Origin of the sequence: Maribacter aquivivus (genome assembly GCF_900142175.1) — a bacterium.
Taxonomy (GTDB): Bacteria; Bacteroidota; Bacteroidia; order Flavobacteriales; family Flavobacteriaceae; genus Maribacter; species Maribacter aquivivus.
In genome coordinates this window covers 1,158,661-1,176,776 of record NZ_FQZX01000001.1, presented here as the reverse complement: position 1 = coordinate 1,176,776, position 18,116 = coordinate 1,158,661, and the positions used below count along the sequence as shown (strand labels likewise).

Below are 18,116 nucleotides of genomic sequence, written 5' to 3'. Positions count from 1 at the left end.
TTATTTGCTATTTAGTGTGACCAATTGCTGCAATTCTATATACCCTATGTAATACTCTAATTTGAGGCTATCTAATTTTTTACTCAGTTGCGATTTCATATGTGGTGCTTCTGCATATTCTAGAACATATATTTTTTTAGAAGTTTTAGAACGGGTTTCATTGATACGGTCTAACATTATATTTTTGGAATAATCATCTCGCCATGCATATGAACTGGTATCAAAATCATAAGAACTGAAGAGGGACTCTACCAATATGGCATTAGTGATATTTTGTAGGTAATCATTTAGAAAGAAGCCAGAATTTTGAATTAGATAAATATGCTTGTTCATGATATGAATATCCATAATCAGGGAAACCAAATCCAATTCAAACCCTTTTAAAGCACCCCATTGTGAAACATTGTCAAGATTGTCCAAAAACAAGGCATTAAAACCTTTATCCAAGATATCATCGACGATGTTGAGCACTACTTTTTTTGCATTCTTATCTCGTATATCTATATAACAACTTTCCCAATATTCATTATTACCCATGGTAAATTGTGAAAGGGCTTTAAAATATCTGGAGTTTTTGTTTACTTCTGTTAGACTAATGTAAGCTGCTACTCTATTATTATGAGCTTTAAAGATCTCAATATCATGAGCTTCATAATGACCCGGTTCTAAAATTACGAGGTCATATCCTTTAACTGAATTAGCATCTAACTTACCATAACATACGATAAAATTTCCTCCGCCTACACCTATAGTTTTACTGTAAGTCCAGTTATTCGTAAATGGAAGAAATAATAAGTAAAGACTAATAAGATGCATAATAATGAAAATCTAAGTGATTAAAATATTGCTTTATATACCTAGTAGTAAGTATCATAAATAAAAAAGAGCCTATTAACATACCTACCACACTATACTCAAATGCTATCCATCTACTCATAAAAAAGCCTACAATAAAATTTATGAATGACGATATAATAAGAGCTTTTAAAACCTCTTTAGGCCTATTTAAAGTAAAAAGATACAGTGCATTGAGCATGCCCCAAGAGAGAAAAAAATAACCAACACTTCCCATTATACACACCCTAGTACTTATCACGTCTATGGTTTCACCAAAACTGGCTAAATACCCCCATGGTCTGCTTACAAAAAAGAACAAAAAAATACCCGCAGTGATAGCCGTTATTAAGAGTAAGCCAATATGGTGTCTATAGATTTTAAACATTTTTTTACCGAAAACATTTTTTTTAGATAACAAAACGGTTTTTTGTTTTATATCCATAAACTTGGTAAATGAAGCTATAGCATATTCCATAACTCCAGCGAGCATAAAAAAAATGATAATGGCCAGATCCATCCCAATCTCGTAACTTTTTTCATAAAGAAATGGAAATTCAGAACTAAGTTCCATATTGGCAGACCATGCAACTATTCTATCCATAAAAATAAACGCATAGATAAAAATGCCATAAAAGAAATAAGGATAATTCTTATAGATTACCATCATTTTATCAGGCTCCACTTTGTTTTCTGTTATTTTCTTAATTTTTGATTTAAAAAAAAATCTGAGGTAGATTTTTGAGAGCATTATAGACAATAGGATACCCATCCATTGGGAAAAGTACACATGCATCTCTGTTTTAAGATGCAGAAACAAGGCAAAGACCGAGCAGATGGCAATTACGACAGAAATGACCCAACGCTGCCCAATAGCATAAAAAGGTGCTATTGCCAACAATAAAGTACCAATCAAAAAAGCGTATATAACAGTAATCAATACAAAAGCATGAGGGTAAGGTTTAGTAAGGCCGTTTATTAAAAACATTATCAAGAATGTAAAAAGCATACCTTTGATACCATACATCATAAGACGGTCAGAAACAACCTTGGCCTTGTAATATTCCTTATGGTTCCAATAGAAAGAGGCCTGTCTTCCCATGATTTGAACATAACCACCAGATAATACAATACCCAAAATTACTCCTAAAACCACTGCTGTAGATTGTATGGTATTAAACCCCATATAGGCCCAAAGTGAATATCCATAAATAATGATGGTAGCAACCTGAATAAAAACGGGCATTAAATGGAATATTCCTAGCGGATAGTACTTTGCAAAAAGTCCTGCTTTTACCCATTGATAGTCTGAAACAGGTATAGAAACTGCTACCTTTCTAGGGTTTCGCTCATTTATATTTAAAAGTGAATCTTGATCTCTGCTTTTCAAATCACTATAAATATAATCTGCTAAAGCAGACAAAGTGGGTAAGCAATAATCATGATGAACATCGATATTTCTTATACCAAATGATTCCAATGTAGCCAACACAACCATTTTACTGACTGGATTGCCTATTTTGTCTATTACCTTATTGATTAAAGATGGGATATTTTTATTTTTGACCAACATATTAACCTACAGATTGAATTGGAATTATACCAGACGGCTCTAATTTGATTAGTCTTACACGCTTTTGTGAGAGGGAATCATACGTATCTTCAAAAGCTTGAACAAACTTTTCCAAAGTGAAATTTTCACATACCTTTTTTCTAGCATTTTTACCTTTTAATAATCTAAGCTCCCTATCCTGTAATAAAATAATCACTTGTCGGGCCAACTGAATATGGTCTTTAGGCTTACATAGTGCACCACAATTTTCATCCAATGCCTCTGAAACGCCACCTACATCAGTAGCTACCACAGGTATTCCACAACTCATTGACTCTATTACCGTAAAAGGGAATCCCTCAGATATTGATGTTAAAATAGATATATCTCCCTCTGCATAAAGTTCATGGGGCGTATTATGAAAACCGTTTAAAAAAAAGTTTTGACCTAAGCCCAAATCTTTAATCAACGATTCACATTCCCTAGTGTATTCTGGTACGGCATCCTTATTGCCATAAACAAGAAATTGAACGTTAGGTACTTTTTTTTGAACTTCATTACAGGTTCTTACCATAGTAAGTATATCCTTTAATTCAAAAATACGTGCCGCCGCAACTACCGTAGGCGTATTCTCTAAATGTTTTGGTTTTGGCAAGGGTTTAAATTTACGATGGTCTACACCGTTGTAGATTACCGAAGTTTTTTTGATATCTGCTCCGTAATAAGCCTCCCACGGCATATTGAAATTACTTACCGTAGTTATTTTTGTTGCATGAAAATAGGCAAGTTTGGTAACGCACTCCGAAAAATTAATCAATAATTTTTTTAAGAAAAAGGAATAATTACCCGTACTTATAGAAAGTAATCTTTCCCTAATAAAAACACCATGCTCCGTAACCAATATTGGGGTGCCATATTTATATTTAAGGGCCAAAGCGGGGATTATAGCTACCCCAGCTATAGTAACATGGCTAATATCTACCTTAGGTACTTTAATTGCCATAGGAATTAAGAATCTATAAATCCACCTTAACCCCGTAGTCATATCCTCTAAGGTTACCCTATTCAGTTCGTCTTTTGGCAACACTTCCGTTATTGTAGCACAAAAAGTATCCCAGATTATACTGCTTCCCATGGCTGTTTTGTAGTCATATTCTTGAAAAAATGACCACATTTCATAGAAAGATTTATCTAAAACAGAAATGGAACGCTTCTCTGCATACATTTCATTGAGAAATATCCTAAAACTCTCTTTGAACTTAAAATTGATAACGTCTGGGGTAGTTCTTTCCTTACCTTCTAAAATATCAAGGTAATCAATCCCATAATCCACACAATCTAATGGTTCCTCTGGGGACCACATGGGTACTTGTATGATTTTTTTTATTTGATTCGAAAAAGAATATTTAGAAGTATTCTCAACTACTGAGTTTATAGAATATACTACAAACTCGGCATTATTGATTCTAGAACATAGGTCATTTGCCCAAGTAGAAACACCCCCGGTATTAAAAGGATAAGTGCCCTCACATATTAAAAGTATTTGTTTTGGATCTTTTTTAATCATGAATAAAATGGTATAAATGTGATTTTCTAATGTTAGTATTTAGCTTGGTATTGTGTGATATAAATATCACACAATTAATATTTTAAGAGAAAAAAAGGGGGTAGTGGATTACTGGTAATAGCAGAATTGATACTATCAACGGTGGGCTAGAAGTAGATTGTAGATTTATAACACAATTCAAACACTGATTATTTAATTCTAGTAGTCTATATTCCATAGTGAAGTATTTCTTGAATGACTAAATTTAAATCTCAAGATTTTAACACTAAATGACCTAGATCAGTAGTAAGGGGCATTTGTTAAAAAAGGATAGAAGTTTTTAAAAAAGTACAGAATTCAGGTAGTACCAATGTTCTTTCATTTATAAAACTTATGGATGATTTCAATAATATATTCAAGCATAAGCTAATATTACACGCTATATTAGAATAAAAGATTATTGTATTGCCTATATTAGATATAAGCCTTGAATATGAATATTTACAGCTGTTTGTAGTTGTACTTTATACTCTCAAACACAAAAAATAATTGTTGTGTCTATTCCCTAAACCAGCGTAGCTACTTCATAATTACCCTTCTATTTAACTATATAAAAGCTAAGCATTGATTTACACCCCAAGGAAAGTGCATTTCAAGAAATTTAGCCGATATAATGCCCTCTTGTTTATGTGAAATATTGGATATTACTTGCTAGAATAAAGCAAAGGGTAGCAATGAAATATATAAATTTTAAAACTAAATTAATTCTATTGGATAAGGGTACAGGTCATAAAAGCTATCTAAAAGGGTAGGAATTTGGAAATAATACGAATGCTACTCATAATATTCGAACGCGTCAACAATATCTAAATAGATACCGTTAAAATTTAAACGTATAATGTTATCCAAATAGGATTCTTCAGTACCATAAATAATCCTTTGCCATTCCGGATTCCAGTATTTTACCTTGTAGTTACCGGGCCAATTAGGGTTTTCTTCGTCCAACCAAACAGGTGTTTTAGTTTCCCAAGATGCATCCCAATAATATCTATAATTTTCTGCCTCCCCTATAGACATATAACAAATGACCATTCTTTTGGTTCCATTAGTCCTTAACTTTAGCCTTTCTATCATAGATCTGTCGAATGTGGTACCATCATTAAAAAACATATCCATGAATATTATATCATAATCCGTCAGCTCTACTTCATTGATTAAATTTTCTTTGGTTTCATAATTACTGTAATTGACCAAAAAAAGAAAATTATGGGCATCCTCTAGTACATTTATATCTTTTGTTGATTGTAATTGTTTCTCTGATAATTCTGGAATAACCCTTAGGTTTCTATCTGTTGCTGCAAATGAAATGAAGTTTAAATTTTGGTTTTTATCAATCGAATTCTCAATGTTATCGTTTGAACTACAATAATCAATAGTAAAAATTTGATTGCCATTAGCTTGGGCTACTTTTAAATAGTCGACCAAATAATTGGTTACTTCTGTATTGGTCTCAATATCATCACCATTATAACCGTAAAAAAGATTTTCCTGTCCATTTGCATCGGTAGCTTGTAGATAATCCTTGAAAATTTCGCCATTGGGATTGTTTTTCTCAGTAATCAGCTCAATACCATTCTGAGGTATAACCACAAAACCAGGTATTGCAGACTTAGCATAATCACTCATTTTAATGACAAATGACCGCATTTCATCGCGATAATCTATGCTATCAATAGAATCCACCTCTTCAGTATCCATAGAATCAACCTCGTCATTCTCAATAGGTTCAAAATCCATTAATGTATTTGGCAATTCTTCCTTGTCCCCGCAACCTAACAAGCAAAAAATAACTATTAGGCTATATTTTAAAAATTGCATTTGCATCTTTTTTCCACTTAAAATTAGAAATAAAATTGAAGTGTTGGCTGGTTGATTTAATTTACAAAGATAAATGATTAAGGCAATTTATTTTCCTGTAAAAAAGTTAAATATCAACCACTTACAAAATATGCACTCTTTTAAAACGTGCCATTGACCCCTGTTAAAATCGTTCAAAAGCAATAAAAGTCAAATAAAAATTGAGACTAAACCCAAATAGAATGCCTACTCAATTCTAGAGATTTACAATTGTTATAGTGTTTCTTAAAACCTTAAACACTATATATAAATTTACTTTTTCTGGTTCAAGGGTAATTAACTAGCCACCACTAAAAATCAACTTCACTTTTACCAGAGAAATAGCTTTAATTTAATCTAATATTCATCTCCATATTAGAATTCACGGTAAACACGCATTCTTTATATTTTGGGGGACCGAACATTTTCATTTTCCCTTTAGAAAAAGCAATTTGCTCTTTAGGAATACCTAGCATGTTAGTGTCTAAATTTTTATTTCCATTTGCATCATGAAAAATGGCAATTGCATAATCACCTTCGGGTAAATCTGTGATATAAAAAGCTGTTTTGCCTTTCACAGCTTTCTCCGATCCAGATTTGTAGACTTTATCGAATTTTAAAAAAGAACCTTCATCATTATAAACAGCAAAACAAATATTTCCTTTTTCAGAGGCAACTCCGTCAATATTTAAACTAAGATTATGTTGTGCGAAAAGACCGGTAGACATTAATGATATAATCAATAATACGAATAGATTCTTTTTAATCATGGGTGCTATTTAAAATCAAAAAAGGTTTTAATATTTCAACGATGTTATAAATCTTAATTTTCGCTGTTCTAATTGGGTTCACTTAAAGCTCCTGTATTAGAACTAAGTTTCTGAAATAATTGAACAGTTTCAACGGAATCTTTTAGGTTAAAGTATACATAACTCGAATCTTTATAAACCAACTTTACTTTATTCTGATTAATATTATCTACAAACACATGCACCTTTTTATCAGTCAAAGAATCTTTAAACTCCCTAAAGATCCCCTTCTCCTTCTCTAATGCAGAAAAACCATGTAAACGCTGCATTGGTGGAATTCTTTCTACGAACACCACACTATCTAATTCATTTAAAGGAATTTCAATATTATAAAAACCCGAGCGTAGACCAAGTGTATTAGCATCACTAGTTACCCAGTTTTTAACATGAAGTATTAAAACGGCTGCACAACAAATAATCGTTACGATCAACGTAATTGTCCAGATCCAATTTTTCTTAGAAGAATGCATAAAATTTTAAAGTATCAAGTTAACAATACTATTGCCTTAAACGCTAAAATTGGCATTAAATTATTACATCACAAAAACACTTTGATCTTACCCTAAACCAACATCTAATGTCATCATAATTATGAATCCGCCAATGAAGCCCATTGTGGCAATATCGGTGTATTTATCTTGCTGCGTTTCTGGTATCACTTCTTCCACCACAACAAAGATCATTGCACCAGCAGCAAATGAAAGCGCATAAGGTAAAATAGGTTGAAAAGTCATGACTGCCCATGCACCTAATACAGCAGCAATTGGTTCTACAATTGCAGATGCCTGACCAAACATAAAACTCTTGGTTCTACTTAAACCATGTCTACGCAATGGCATAGCAACAGCAAAACCTTCTGGGAAATTTTGCAAACCTATACCAAGTGCCAACGCAACGGCACCACCAATAGAAGCGCCTTCAAACCCAGCAGCTACACCACCAAAAAGAACCCCTACAGCTAAACCTTCTGGTATATTATGCAGTGTTATTGCCAAGGTTAACAAAGTAGTTCTGTGCCAAGGCGTCTTCACCCCTTCTGCTTCACTTTCCTTAAAATTGATATGTAAATGAGGTAAAATTTTATCCAATCCAAAAATGAACATAGCTCCTAGAAAGAAACCAATTGCTGCAGGTATCACTTTTACGAATCCTTCACCAGGACTCATTTCTATACCAGGCGCCAATAAGCTCCAAAAACTTGCCGCAACCATAACGCCACCAGTAAAACCTAACATACCATCTAAAACAGCACGATTCATAGTTTTAAATAGAAAAACCAATGCAGCACCGGCCGCAGTTAGTCCCCAAGTAAATAATGTCGCATAAAACGCAGCCAACACTGGGTCTATCGATTCAAAATACGCTATAATTTCATCCATAATTTCAAAAATTAATCAGTTAAATACTACTCTTCATCTACTATCTCTAAAAATAAATTCGTTGCTATTTGTTTGGATATCCTGATAGAGCCTGACCGTGTAGAAATAGTAACGGAACCATCAAACTCCTCAATTTCCAATATTTTAAAAGTATCGCCCAAGGCAATTTTATTCTTATCCAAAAACTTTAAAAAAGCCGCCGAAGAATCATTGACTCCAACACACACCCCTTGACTACCAACAGGTAATTCGCTTATTAATTTCTTTACAGATTTGGTAAAAACTCCGTCTTTATTAGGTATTGGGTCTCCGTGCGGATCCACTTTTGGAAAACCTAAATGGGCATCTAATTTATCTATTAAAGCATCGCTCTTTATATGTTCTAATTGTTCGGCAACTACGTGTACCTCATCCCAAGAAAAATTTAATTTGTCTACCAAAAACACTTCCCATAAACGATGTTTTCGAATTATAGAGAGTGCTACAAGCCTTCCTTTCTCAGAAAGTGATACCCCTTGGTACTTTTTATAATTCACCAAAGACTTTTCAGCCAGCTTTTTAATCATGTCAGTAACTGATGACGGCTTCGTTTTCATCTGCTCGGCTATTGCATTGGTAGCAACAGACTTACTATTGAACTCACTTAAATGATAAATAGCTTTTATGTAATCTTCTTCAGATAATGTCATGTTAAAACAATATAAACACAAAAATACATTTTTATACGTAAAAACAATTTTTTAGTTTTGTCTAAAATTTAATTTAGATGATTAAAATAATATTTTTTGCCTGCTCTATTTTATCTTTCGGTATCATAAGTGCGCAAAATTCTACTATATCTGGCACTGTTTCATCAAAAGACGGTTCAGAAGCCTATGTAAATATTTATTTAAAGGGAACCGAAGTAGGTACTGCTTCAAATGAAAATGGGCAATACACTTTAAAGAATATTCCCTCCGGAAAATACACACTAATAGCTTCTACCATTGGCTTTGAGAGATTTTACCAAACAATTACAATTGTCGAAGGCGAAAATCAAATTGTTAATATCAGCTTATCACCTTCTACGGAATCTTTAGATGAAATGGTTGTTACAGGAACATTAAAGCCTGTTAGCAGATTAGAGAGTCCGGTGCCCGTAGAAGTATACAAACCTACTTTTTTCAAGAAAAACCCCACGGCAAGTATTTTTGAAGCTTTGCAAAATGTAAACGGTGTTAGACCACAAATAAATTGTAATGTATGTAATACAGGTGATATTCATATTAATGGCTTAGAAGGTCCGTACACCTTGGTTCTTATTGACGGTATGCCAATTGTTAGCGGTCTAGGAACCGTATATGGGCTATCTGGGATTCCAAACTCGTTAATTGAACAAATTGAAGTTGTAAAAGGTCCCGCTTCTACACTTTACGGAAGTGAAGCTGTTGGCGGACTCATAAATATCATCACAAAAAATAACCTATCTGCACCAGATTTTTTCGCGGATAGTTTTGTCACCTCATGGGGAGAATTTAACCTTGATGTAGGTACTAAATTTAATATTGGCAAAAAGACCAATGTACTCTTAGGAGTAAACTATTTCAAGTTTGATAACCCTATAGATAATAACGGAGATAATTTTACCGATTTAACGTTACAAGACCGAATTTCAGTTTTTCAAAAATGGAATTTCGTTAGAAAAAACTCACGAATTCTTTCACTAGCCGGACGCTTTTTTTACGAAGATAGATGGGGTGGCGAAATGCAATGGAGTCCTGAATTTAGAGGTGGAGATGAAATTTATGGAGAAAGTATTTACACCCGTAGATGGGAAGTTTTAGGTAAATATCAATTACCGGTAGAAGAGCAACTAATGCTTTCATTTTCATATAACGATCACAAACAAAATTCTGTTTACGGCAATGTACCTTACCTAGCCGATCAACGCATAGGTTTTACACAATTAACTTGGGATAAAACTATAGGTAAACATAGCCTTTTAACAGGTACGGCATTACGTTATAATTACTATGATGACAACACACCAGCTACCTTAAATGCCAATGGTAATGCTAACCAGCCAGACGAAGTTTTAATACCGAGTATTTTTGTACAAGATGAAATAGCATTCAACAAAAAGCATTCTTTACTGTTAGGTGGTCGTTATGATTATGATGACCGCCACGGTAACATTTTTACTCCGCGAGGTGCGTATCGTTTTAAATTCACTGACAATGATATTATTAGATTAAACGCTGGCACAGGTTTTAGGGTTGTAAATCTATTTACAGAAGATCATGCTGCATTAACGGGCTCACGAGATGTTATTATTGCCGAAGAATTAAAACCAGAGCGTTCATTTAATGTAAACCTAAATTACTTGAAGAAAATTTATGGTGATAATGGCACTTTTGTTAGTCTAGACGCCTCTGTATTTTATACCAATTTTCAGAATGTGATTATCCCTGATTACGATACAAACCCAAATCAGATTATATATGATAATTTAAACGGCACCTCTATTTCAAAAGGAGTGAGCGCCAATGTAGATGTTTCATTTTACAACGGTTTAAAATTCATGCTAGGTGGTACCATACAAAATGTAAGTAATACAGAAGACGGTGTAAAAGAAAGACAAATTCTTACAGAAAGTTATTCTGCAAACTGGAGTGTTGGCTATGATATACGTACCTGGAACCTAAACATTGACTACACCGGTAATTTATATGGACCAATGCGTTTACCAACCTTAGGCGAAAGCGATCCTAGAAGTGATTTTTCACCAGTATGGAGTATTCAAAACATTCAATTTACGTATGATGGTTTAAAGAATTTTGAATTTTATGGCGGAGTTAAAAACTTATTAGATTGGACTCCTAATAGAGGAAATCCATTTATAATAGCACGTGCAAATGACCCATTTGACAAAGAAGTTACTTTTGATACTAATGGCAACGCTGTGGCTACACCAAATAACCCAAATGGGTTAACTTTTGACCCTTCCTACGTATACGGACCCAACCAAGGCATACGTACATTTTTCGGATTACGTTACACATTGAATTAAGCACAAAAGCCAACTGCTATTTCGTATTTTTGGGATTCTCAGTATTTAATACCCTGAGCAAAGTTTTAAAAATTCATGAACGAATACGATTATATCATTATTGGTGCAGGCGCATCTGGTTTATTACTGGCTGATGCCATGCTTAATGATTCGTTTTTTGATGATAAGAGGATATTACTTCTTGACAAAGACCCAAAAAATAGTAATGATAGAACATGGTGTTTTTGGGAAGAAGGCGATGGTCAGTTTGAAGCTATTATCCATAAAAGATGGAGTTCTATTCACTTTCAAGGAGAAGATGTACTTAAAAGAACAGATATTAATCCGTATTCCTATAAAATGATTAGGAGTATTGATTTTTACAAATATTACTTAGGTCGTATAAAAGAATCATCTCATATCACTTTTGTTCAAGAAAGTATGGTTTACTTAAATGAGTCAGCCACTGAGGTTACCGTAAAAACTACGAATAACACGTATTCTGGCAAGTTCATATTCAATAGTCTTTTTGACTATAAAATGGCAACGGGGCAAAAAAAATATCCGGTATTGCAGCAACATTTTGTGGGCTGGGTGATTAAAACCGAAAAGCCCATTTTCAATGCCAATGAAGTTACTTACATGGATTTTTCCATCCCACAAAAAGGAAATACTCGTTTCATGTATGTACTACCTTATTCAAATAACACCGCGTTAATTGAATACACATTGTTCTCAGAACAATTATTACCAAAAGCCGAATATGAAGCCGCTATAAAAGAGTATATAGTAGACCGTTTTCAATGTAAAACTTATGAGATTATTGAAAAGGAAGCAGGTAGCATACCAATGACCGCTTATGATTTTAGAGAACACCACACTAGGAGAGTTAGATATATAGGTACCGCAGGCGGATGGGCAAAACCAAGCACAGGCTATACTTTAATGAGTACTACAAATAAGATTCCTAAATTAATTGAACTTATAAAACAAGGGAAGCCACTTCAGAAAATGAAATTAAAAAATAAATTCTGGTTTTATGATATGCTCTTTTTAGATGTTTTACATCATAATAATGGCAACGGACATGCCATTTTCGAATCTATTTTTAAATCTTTAAAACCACAAATGGTATTTAAATTTCTTGATGAAAAAACAAGTTTAAAAGAAGATATCATTTATATAAATTCTTGCCCGAAAGCTCCATTTATAAAAGCGCTATTTAGAAGGCTATTTTAAACCGTTCTATTCATAAGGTTTTCGCCGAATTGTTTTAACAAATCTTTGTTTTCCTGCTCTATCTCCATTTCATCCAATACTTCAAATGCTTTTGCCGTGTAGTCTGAAATAGCAACTTTAGTAGCCCTATCTGCTTCTGTTTTTTTAAAAATTGAGCGTACGGCCTTAACCTTAGATTCTGATTCTTTTGGCTGAATAGAGTATAAATGCTCCAATTCTTGCTTCATTATTTCAGAACCAGAATTCAATGCTTTTAGATATAAATACGTTTTCTTATTCTCAATAATATCGCCACCTACTTGTTTTCCGAACGTTTCTGGATCACCGAATACATCTAAATAATCATCTTGCAATTGAAAGGCAATACCAAGATTTAATCCAAAATTATACATTTGTTCTTGTGCAGTATCTGAAGCACCCGCAACAATAGCTCCCATTTTAAGAGCTGCAGCAACAAGAACAGCAGTTTTGTACTCAATCATTTTTAAATATTCAGGCAACATTACATCGTCTCTTGTTTCAAAATCGACATCGTATTGTTGACCCTCGCAAACTTCTAATGCTGTTTTACTAAACAATTTAGCAAGATCTCTAAATACATTAGGCTCATAGTTTTCAAAAAGCTGATACGCCATAATTAGCATTGCATCACCAGATAGAATACCAGTATTTATATCCCATTTTTCATGAACGGTGGTTTGCCCTCTACGAACAGGGGCATCATCCATAATATCATCATGCACTAAAGAAAAATTGTGAAAAACCTCAATAGCTACTGCGGCATCTAAAGCTTTTTTAAAATCACCTTTAAAAATCTCAGCGGTCATTAATACTAAAACTGGTCTTAAGCGCTTTCCGCCTAAACCAAGAATATAGGTAATGGGCTCATAAAGGTTTCTAGGTTCCTTTGTAATTTTCATTGAGTCCAAATACGCAATAAACTCTTCTCTATATTCAGTAATAGTATGCATTCCCCGCAATTTTTTTCAAAAATAGAACAAATAAGATTGAAACACACCCTTTTTACACTAGAAGGAACAAATCTCTAAACCCTATTATATCCAAGAAAACTAAGATTTTACCCTCAGCATTAAATTGGAACAAGATTATGTTATAAAGAAGCGCGTTTAATTAACTTAGATGGCATAATTACCTGAGTAACACTTTCATTTTTTATGTGCCTAGCTGCTGCCTTGGCCATTTCATTAAAATCTGTAGAAATGGTAGTAATACCACCAAAAACAATCTCTTTTGAAACATTATCATTCTGTGAAAGTATACCGATATCTTCTCCGATCACTAATTTTTTACGTACAGAATCACGTAAAATATGCCATAGAATAGTATCGCCTAATGCAAAATAAAGATTACCCTTAGTTGCAGAACCAATAGTATAGTTTTCTTTAACTACACCAACGATTGAAAACTCATTTAAAAATTTCTCAAAAGCTTTTTTAATTGTTAGTGGTGAATAATCGCTCTCTTCATTAAAATAAAGTATAATCTTATTATATTTTTTTATTTCAGGAAGCAATTGTACTAAAGAAGTATAAATAACATCTTCAAATTCTTGAGTAATATAGGAAAAGGACTTTCCCAAATTTAAATAACGATCTACTAGTAGCAATTTCTTAGGTTCAATATTCTGCAGTAACTGAGCAGTCTTTTGATTTTGAATAGGCGCAACGACATACATTCCATATTTACCATTTATATTGGTCATAATGGTTTCAAAAACAGTAGGATTATTATGGTGAAAAAAAACATCGATTTGAAATCGCTTACCCATCTCTTTTCGAAAGGTTTTATAGAATTCTTCTTGATAACTCTGAAAAGCAAACAACAACAACGCCATTCTTTTAGTAATGTTTGTTGCTTGGCTAATTACAAAATACCCTTTTAATTGCCTAGACTCAATTAAGCCTCTATTTTTAAGTTCTTCGTATGCTTTAAAAATAGTTTTTCGAGCATAACCAATTTCCTCAACCATAATATTTATAGAGGGTAAGCGGTCACCGACGGTCAATTCTCCTCCTTCAATTGATTCAATAACTCCTTGAACCAATTGCTCGTGTTTTGTAAGGTTATTATTGTGGGTTAGGTTTAAAATTTTACTAATAACCGGCATAAATTATAATCAAATTAAGAGCCGTCAATATACAATTTAATAAAATATATCAAAGTTCTACCATTTTTAGTTTCACTATTGAACCGTAATTCAGCAGAGGAGAATTAACAAAAAATCTACGATTAACAATCATTAAAAATAGAAGTAAAACGTTCACATGAAACTTTTTTAAAAATATTTTTTTTGATTAAAAAATCTCAACTCCAAAGAAAATCCCCTATAAATAGGGAATCCTAACGAAATGTTAACACTGATAAATTGTCAATATTTTACATTTCAAATATCATATTCAAAAAATAACATAGCAAAATTTATTAAATTAACATTAATTTATATATTTGTCTATAGTAGCATAGTGTATCATAGTCTTTTTATCTCAAAATGCTCCCATGAGATTATGATTCCACTGTCAACAACAATAACTAACAACTGTAACAACTAACTTTATGAATTATCAAAAAAACTTTCCTAAGTTTTCCATGATTCGAAATCATGTAGGCTTAACGATGATTTTATTTTTTAGTGGATTTCTCTTAACCAGTCTCCACGCACAAACAACTGTTTCAGGTACTATTACATCAGCCTCAGACAACATGCCTTTACCTGGTGTATCTGTCATTGATGCCAATAACCCAACAACAGGAGTACAAGCAGATTTTGATGGTAACTTTACGATTACCGTAGATGATGGCAGTACCAGTTTACGATTTAGCTACATTGGCTTTAAAGCTGTAGTAGTACCCGTAAATAACAAAAGCACCATCAACGTTTCTTTAGAAGAAGACGTTGCCAACTTAGACGAAGTAGTTGTCGTTGGTTATGGTACACAAAAAAAGGCAACCGTAACTGGTGCAGTTACTGCCGTACAAGGTCCTGTTCTAGAAAGTTCGCCCGCAATAAGTGTATCTAACTCATTGGCAGGTAGACTACCTGGGGTAGTAATCGTACAAACCAGTGGTGAGCCTGGTAATGACGAATCTACTATTAGCATCCGTGGTACAAACACCTTGGGTAACAACCAACCACTAATTGTAATTGACGGTATACCAGATAGAGATGGCGGTATAGGTCGTATCAATGCAGATGACATTGCAAACATTTCTGTTCTTAAAGATGCTTCAGCTGCAATTTATGGTGCAAGAGCTGCAAACGGTGCAATTATAGTTACTACCAAAACTGGTAAAGTTGGCAAAATGCAAATAAACTATAAAGCCGATTTTGGACTTACAAGACCGACAAGAACTCCAGAAATGGCTAGTGCTGTAGAGTACCAAACCATAATGAACGAACTGGCAATTTACAATAGTAACATACCAGCATCGCAATGGGGTACAGCAAACACTGCATTTCAAACTTCTGGCAGCTATACAATACCTGGCAGTAGTCCTGCAGAAACTGTAAATGCAGCTTTTAGTCCAGAGACAATTAATAATTATAGAACTAGTGCAGACCCATGGTTATACCCAGACACAGATTGGTTCGGTGCAACTTTTAAAGATTGGGCAGAACAACAGAGACACAATCTATCTATAAGTGGTGGTAATGAAGATTTAAAATACTATGCTTCTTTAGGGTATTCTGACCAAGGCGCTATATACAAGAATTCAGCGAACAGGTATCAGCAATATAATTTTAGATTAAATACCGATGCTAGAATTAACGACTACATTTCTACAAAGTTGAGCATGGCATACAGAAAGGAAGATAGAACTTTCCCTACTGAAGGTGCAGGTGCTATTTTTAGAATGTTAATGAGAGGTAGACCAAACGAACCTGCAATATGGCCAAACGGATTACCAGGACCAGATATTGAAAATGGACAACAACCAGTTGTGGTTACGACCAATGCTACTGGTTATGACAAGCAACCAACAGATTTCTTACAATTTACAGGTTCGGTTGATATTACGAACCCATGGGTAGAAGGTCTTAAATTAAATTTAACGGCAGGTGTAGATCAAAGTCAGTTACGTAGAAAATTATGGCAAACACCGTGGACACTTTATTCATTAGACCGTGCAAATTATATTGCCACAGGAACTCCTGAACTAAGCGGATCTATTCGTTCTAATTTTACAGATGCAAGATTACTACAATCATCTAATAATGTACTAAACACCAACCTTACTGGTATATTGACTTATGATAAAACAATTGGAGAGGATCATAACATTGGTATTTTAGCAGGTATTACACGTGAAAATTTTCAAGGTGAGTTTTTCTCGGCATTTAGAAGAAACTATCTTTCTACGGCAGTTGATCAACTTGGAGTTGGTGGTGAAATTGCACAAGAAACAGATGGTTATGGATATAACCGTACTCGTTTAGGATATTATGGGCGTGCTCAGTATAACTACAAGGAAAAATATTTAGCAGAATTTATTTGGAGAGTTGATGGTTCTTACATCTTCCCAGGTGATGATCGTTTTGGGTTCTTTCCAGGTTTATTACTTGGTTGGAACATTAATAATGAAGATTGGTTTAATGTAGATTCAATCAGTTACTTAAAACTTAGAGCTTCTTACGGAGAAATGGGTAATGATCAAGTTTCTTTTGACTCTAATGGTGATGGCGAGATTACAGATGACGAATTACAGGAATATGCATATCAGTCTATTTATGAATTCGGACAGTATCCTATAAATGGTCAAGTACAAACTACATTGTTCGAAAACTTATTGGCTAACCCTAGCTTTACTTGGGAGCGTGCTAAAAATTATAACATTGGTTTAGATGGTATAGTTTTAGATGGCAAATTGAGTTTTACTCTTGAATACTTTTTAAACAAACGTGATCAAATTCTAATTCAGAAAACAGGTTCTACACCAGGTTCTTCTGGTATTTCAGATTTATTACCTCCAGTTAATGCTGGTAAGGTAAATAATGAAGGTTTTGAATTTGCTTTAAACTATTTCGGCGGTAGTGTTGATGGGTTTAAGTGGGATGTTGGTGTAAACGGTGGTTACGCCCAAAACAGTGTTGAGTTCTTAGATGAAATACCTGGAGCTCCAGATTATCAATTACAAGAAGGAAAACCAATTGGTTCGTACTTAGTTTATGAGTCAGACGGAGTATTCATAGATGAAGCTGCCGTTAGTGCAAATACATTAGACTATAGCGCTGTTAAACCTCAACTAGAGCCAGGTGACATGAAATTTAAAGATGTTAATGGTGATGGTGCTATCAATGATTTAGATCAAGTAAGACTAACAAATAGCATCAACCCTAATTTCAACTTTGGTGTTACCTTCAATGCTTCATATAAGAATTTTGACCTTTCACTATTATTACAAGGTGCAACAGGTGCCAAATTATTCATTCAAACAGAATCTGGTGATATTGGTAACTTCTTAAAGTATAGCTACGATAATAGATGGAGTCCAGATAACCCAAGTAGCGTTCACCCAAGGCTAGCAAGTCGTGGAGATACGTATTATACCGGTGGTGATTATGGAAATAACACATATAACCTTTTTAGCAAAGATTATTTAAGACTTAAGAACGTTCAATTGGCATATAATTTCCCTTCAGAAATGATCAGTCAGTTCGGGCTTTCTAAATTTAAGGTATACATGAGCGGCCTTAACTTGGCTACATGGGCAGCTCAAGATATCTACGACCCTGAATCGACTAGTAATAGTGGTCAGTTCTACCCACAACAGTCAATTATTAACACAGGTTTTAGTTTAACATTTTAAAAAAAAA

At 33.8% G+C, this 18,116-nt stretch carries 13 protein-coding genes; 3 read left to right on the top strand and 10 right to left on the bottom strand.

The window, feature by feature from the left end:
* The 8 genes from BUC31_RS05055 to BUC31_RS05020 all read right to left on the bottom strand — a co-directional run bounded on the left by BUC31_RS05055 (window position 1) and on the right by BUC31_RS05020 (window position 8,705).
* A complete protein-coding gene (locus BUC31_RS05055) occupies window positions 1-816 on the bottom strand; it encodes an endo alpha-1,4 polygalactosaminidase (protein WP_073241844.1) in 816 nt (271 codons plus the stop codon).
* On the bottom strand, window positions 803-2,332 hold the full coding sequence (locus BUC31_RS05050; protein WP_244534035.1) for a hypothetical protein: 1,530 nt from the start codon (window positions 2,330-2,332) through the stop codon (window positions 803-805). Before BUC31_RS05050 ends, BUC31_RS05055 begins: the two co-directional genes overlap by 14 nt.
* 76 nt (window positions 2,333-2,408) lie before the next feature.
* Window positions 2,409-3,953, bottom strand: a complete 1,545-nt coding sequence (gene pelF, locus BUC31_RS05045; RefSeq protein WP_073241840.1) for a GT4 family glycosyltransferase PelF — start codon at window positions 3,951-3,953, stop codon at window positions 2,409-2,411.
* A gap of 813 nt (window positions 3,954-4,766) precedes the next feature.
* Complete coding sequence (locus tag BUC31_RS05040; protein ID WP_244534006.1) at window positions 4,767-5,810, bottom strand: endo alpha-1,4 polygalactosaminidase; 1,044 nt, start codon at window positions 5,808-5,810, stop codon at window positions 4,767-4,769.
* A 365-nt stretch (window positions 5,811-6,175) separates the two neighbouring features.
* Window positions 6,176-6,598, bottom strand: coding sequence for a DUF2141 domain-containing protein (locus BUC31_RS05035; protein WP_073241838.1), 423 nt, complete (start codon window positions 6,596-6,598; stop codon window positions 6,176-6,178).
* 68 nt (window positions 6,599-6,666) lie between these two features.
* Window positions 6,667-7,107, bottom strand: coding sequence for a hypothetical protein (locus BUC31_RS05030; protein ID WP_073241836.1), 441 nt, complete (start codon window positions 7,105-7,107; stop codon window positions 6,667-6,669).
* An 87-nt stretch (window positions 7,108-7,194) separates the two neighbouring features.
* Window positions 7,195-8,016, bottom strand: coding sequence for a ZIP family metal transporter (locus BUC31_RS05025; protein WP_073241834.1), 822 nt, complete (start codon window positions 8,014-8,016; stop codon window positions 7,195-7,197).
* 26 nt (window positions 8,017-8,042) lie between these two features.
* Window positions 8,043-8,705 (bottom strand): metal-dependent transcriptional regulator, encoded by a 663-nt coding sequence (locus tag BUC31_RS05020; RefSeq protein ID WP_073241832.1) that lies wholly within the window; start codon window positions 8,703-8,705, stop codon window positions 8,043-8,045.
* A 77-nt stretch (window positions 8,706-8,782) separates the two neighbouring features.
* Here BUC31_RS05020 and BUC31_RS05015 point away from each other — a divergent pair, with 77 nt between their 5' ends.
* Together BUC31_RS05015 and BUC31_RS05010 are read left to right on the top strand one after the other, a co-directional pair.
* The gene (locus BUC31_RS05015; RefSeq protein ID WP_073241830.1) at window positions 8,783-11,065 is read left to right on the top strand and encodes a TonB-dependent receptor; all 2,283 of its coding nucleotides are present in this window, start codon (window positions 8,783-8,785) and stop codon (window positions 11,063-11,065) included.
* Between the two features lie 75 nt (window positions 11,066-11,140).
* Window positions 11,141-12,283 (top strand): lycopene cyclase family protein, encoded by a 1,143-nt coding sequence (locus BUC31_RS05010; protein WP_073241829.1) that lies wholly within the window; start codon window positions 11,141-11,143, stop codon window positions 12,281-12,283.
* Here BUC31_RS05010 and BUC31_RS05005 read toward each other — a convergent pair.
* Together BUC31_RS05005 and BUC31_RS05000 are read right to left on the bottom strand one after the other, a co-directional pair.
* Window positions 12,280-13,254: a polyprenyl synthetase family protein gene (locus BUC31_RS05005; protein ID WP_073241827.1), complete on the bottom strand. Its 975-nt coding sequence runs from the start codon at window positions 13,252-13,254 to the stop codon at window positions 12,280-12,282. The genes BUC31_RS05010 and BUC31_RS05005 overlap by 4 nt on opposite strands.
* A gap of 140 nt (window positions 13,255-13,394) precedes the next feature.
* Window positions 13,395-14,411, bottom strand: coding sequence for a GntR family transcriptional regulator (locus BUC31_RS05000; RefSeq protein WP_073241825.1), 1,017 nt, complete (start codon window positions 14,409-14,411; stop codon window positions 13,395-13,397).
* A 446-nt stretch (window positions 14,412-14,857) separates the two neighbouring features.
* On the opposite strand from BUC31_RS05000, the gene BUC31_RS04995 reads away from it, so the two are divergent.
* Window positions 14,858-18,109 carry a SusC/RagA family TonB-linked outer membrane protein gene (locus BUC31_RS04995; RefSeq protein ID WP_073241823.1) on the top strand — a complete coding sequence of 1,084 codons (3,252 nt, stop codon included), beginning with the start codon at window positions 14,858-14,860 and terminating at the stop codon, window positions 18,107-18,109.
* Window positions 18,110-18,116 lie beyond the last annotated feature (7 nt).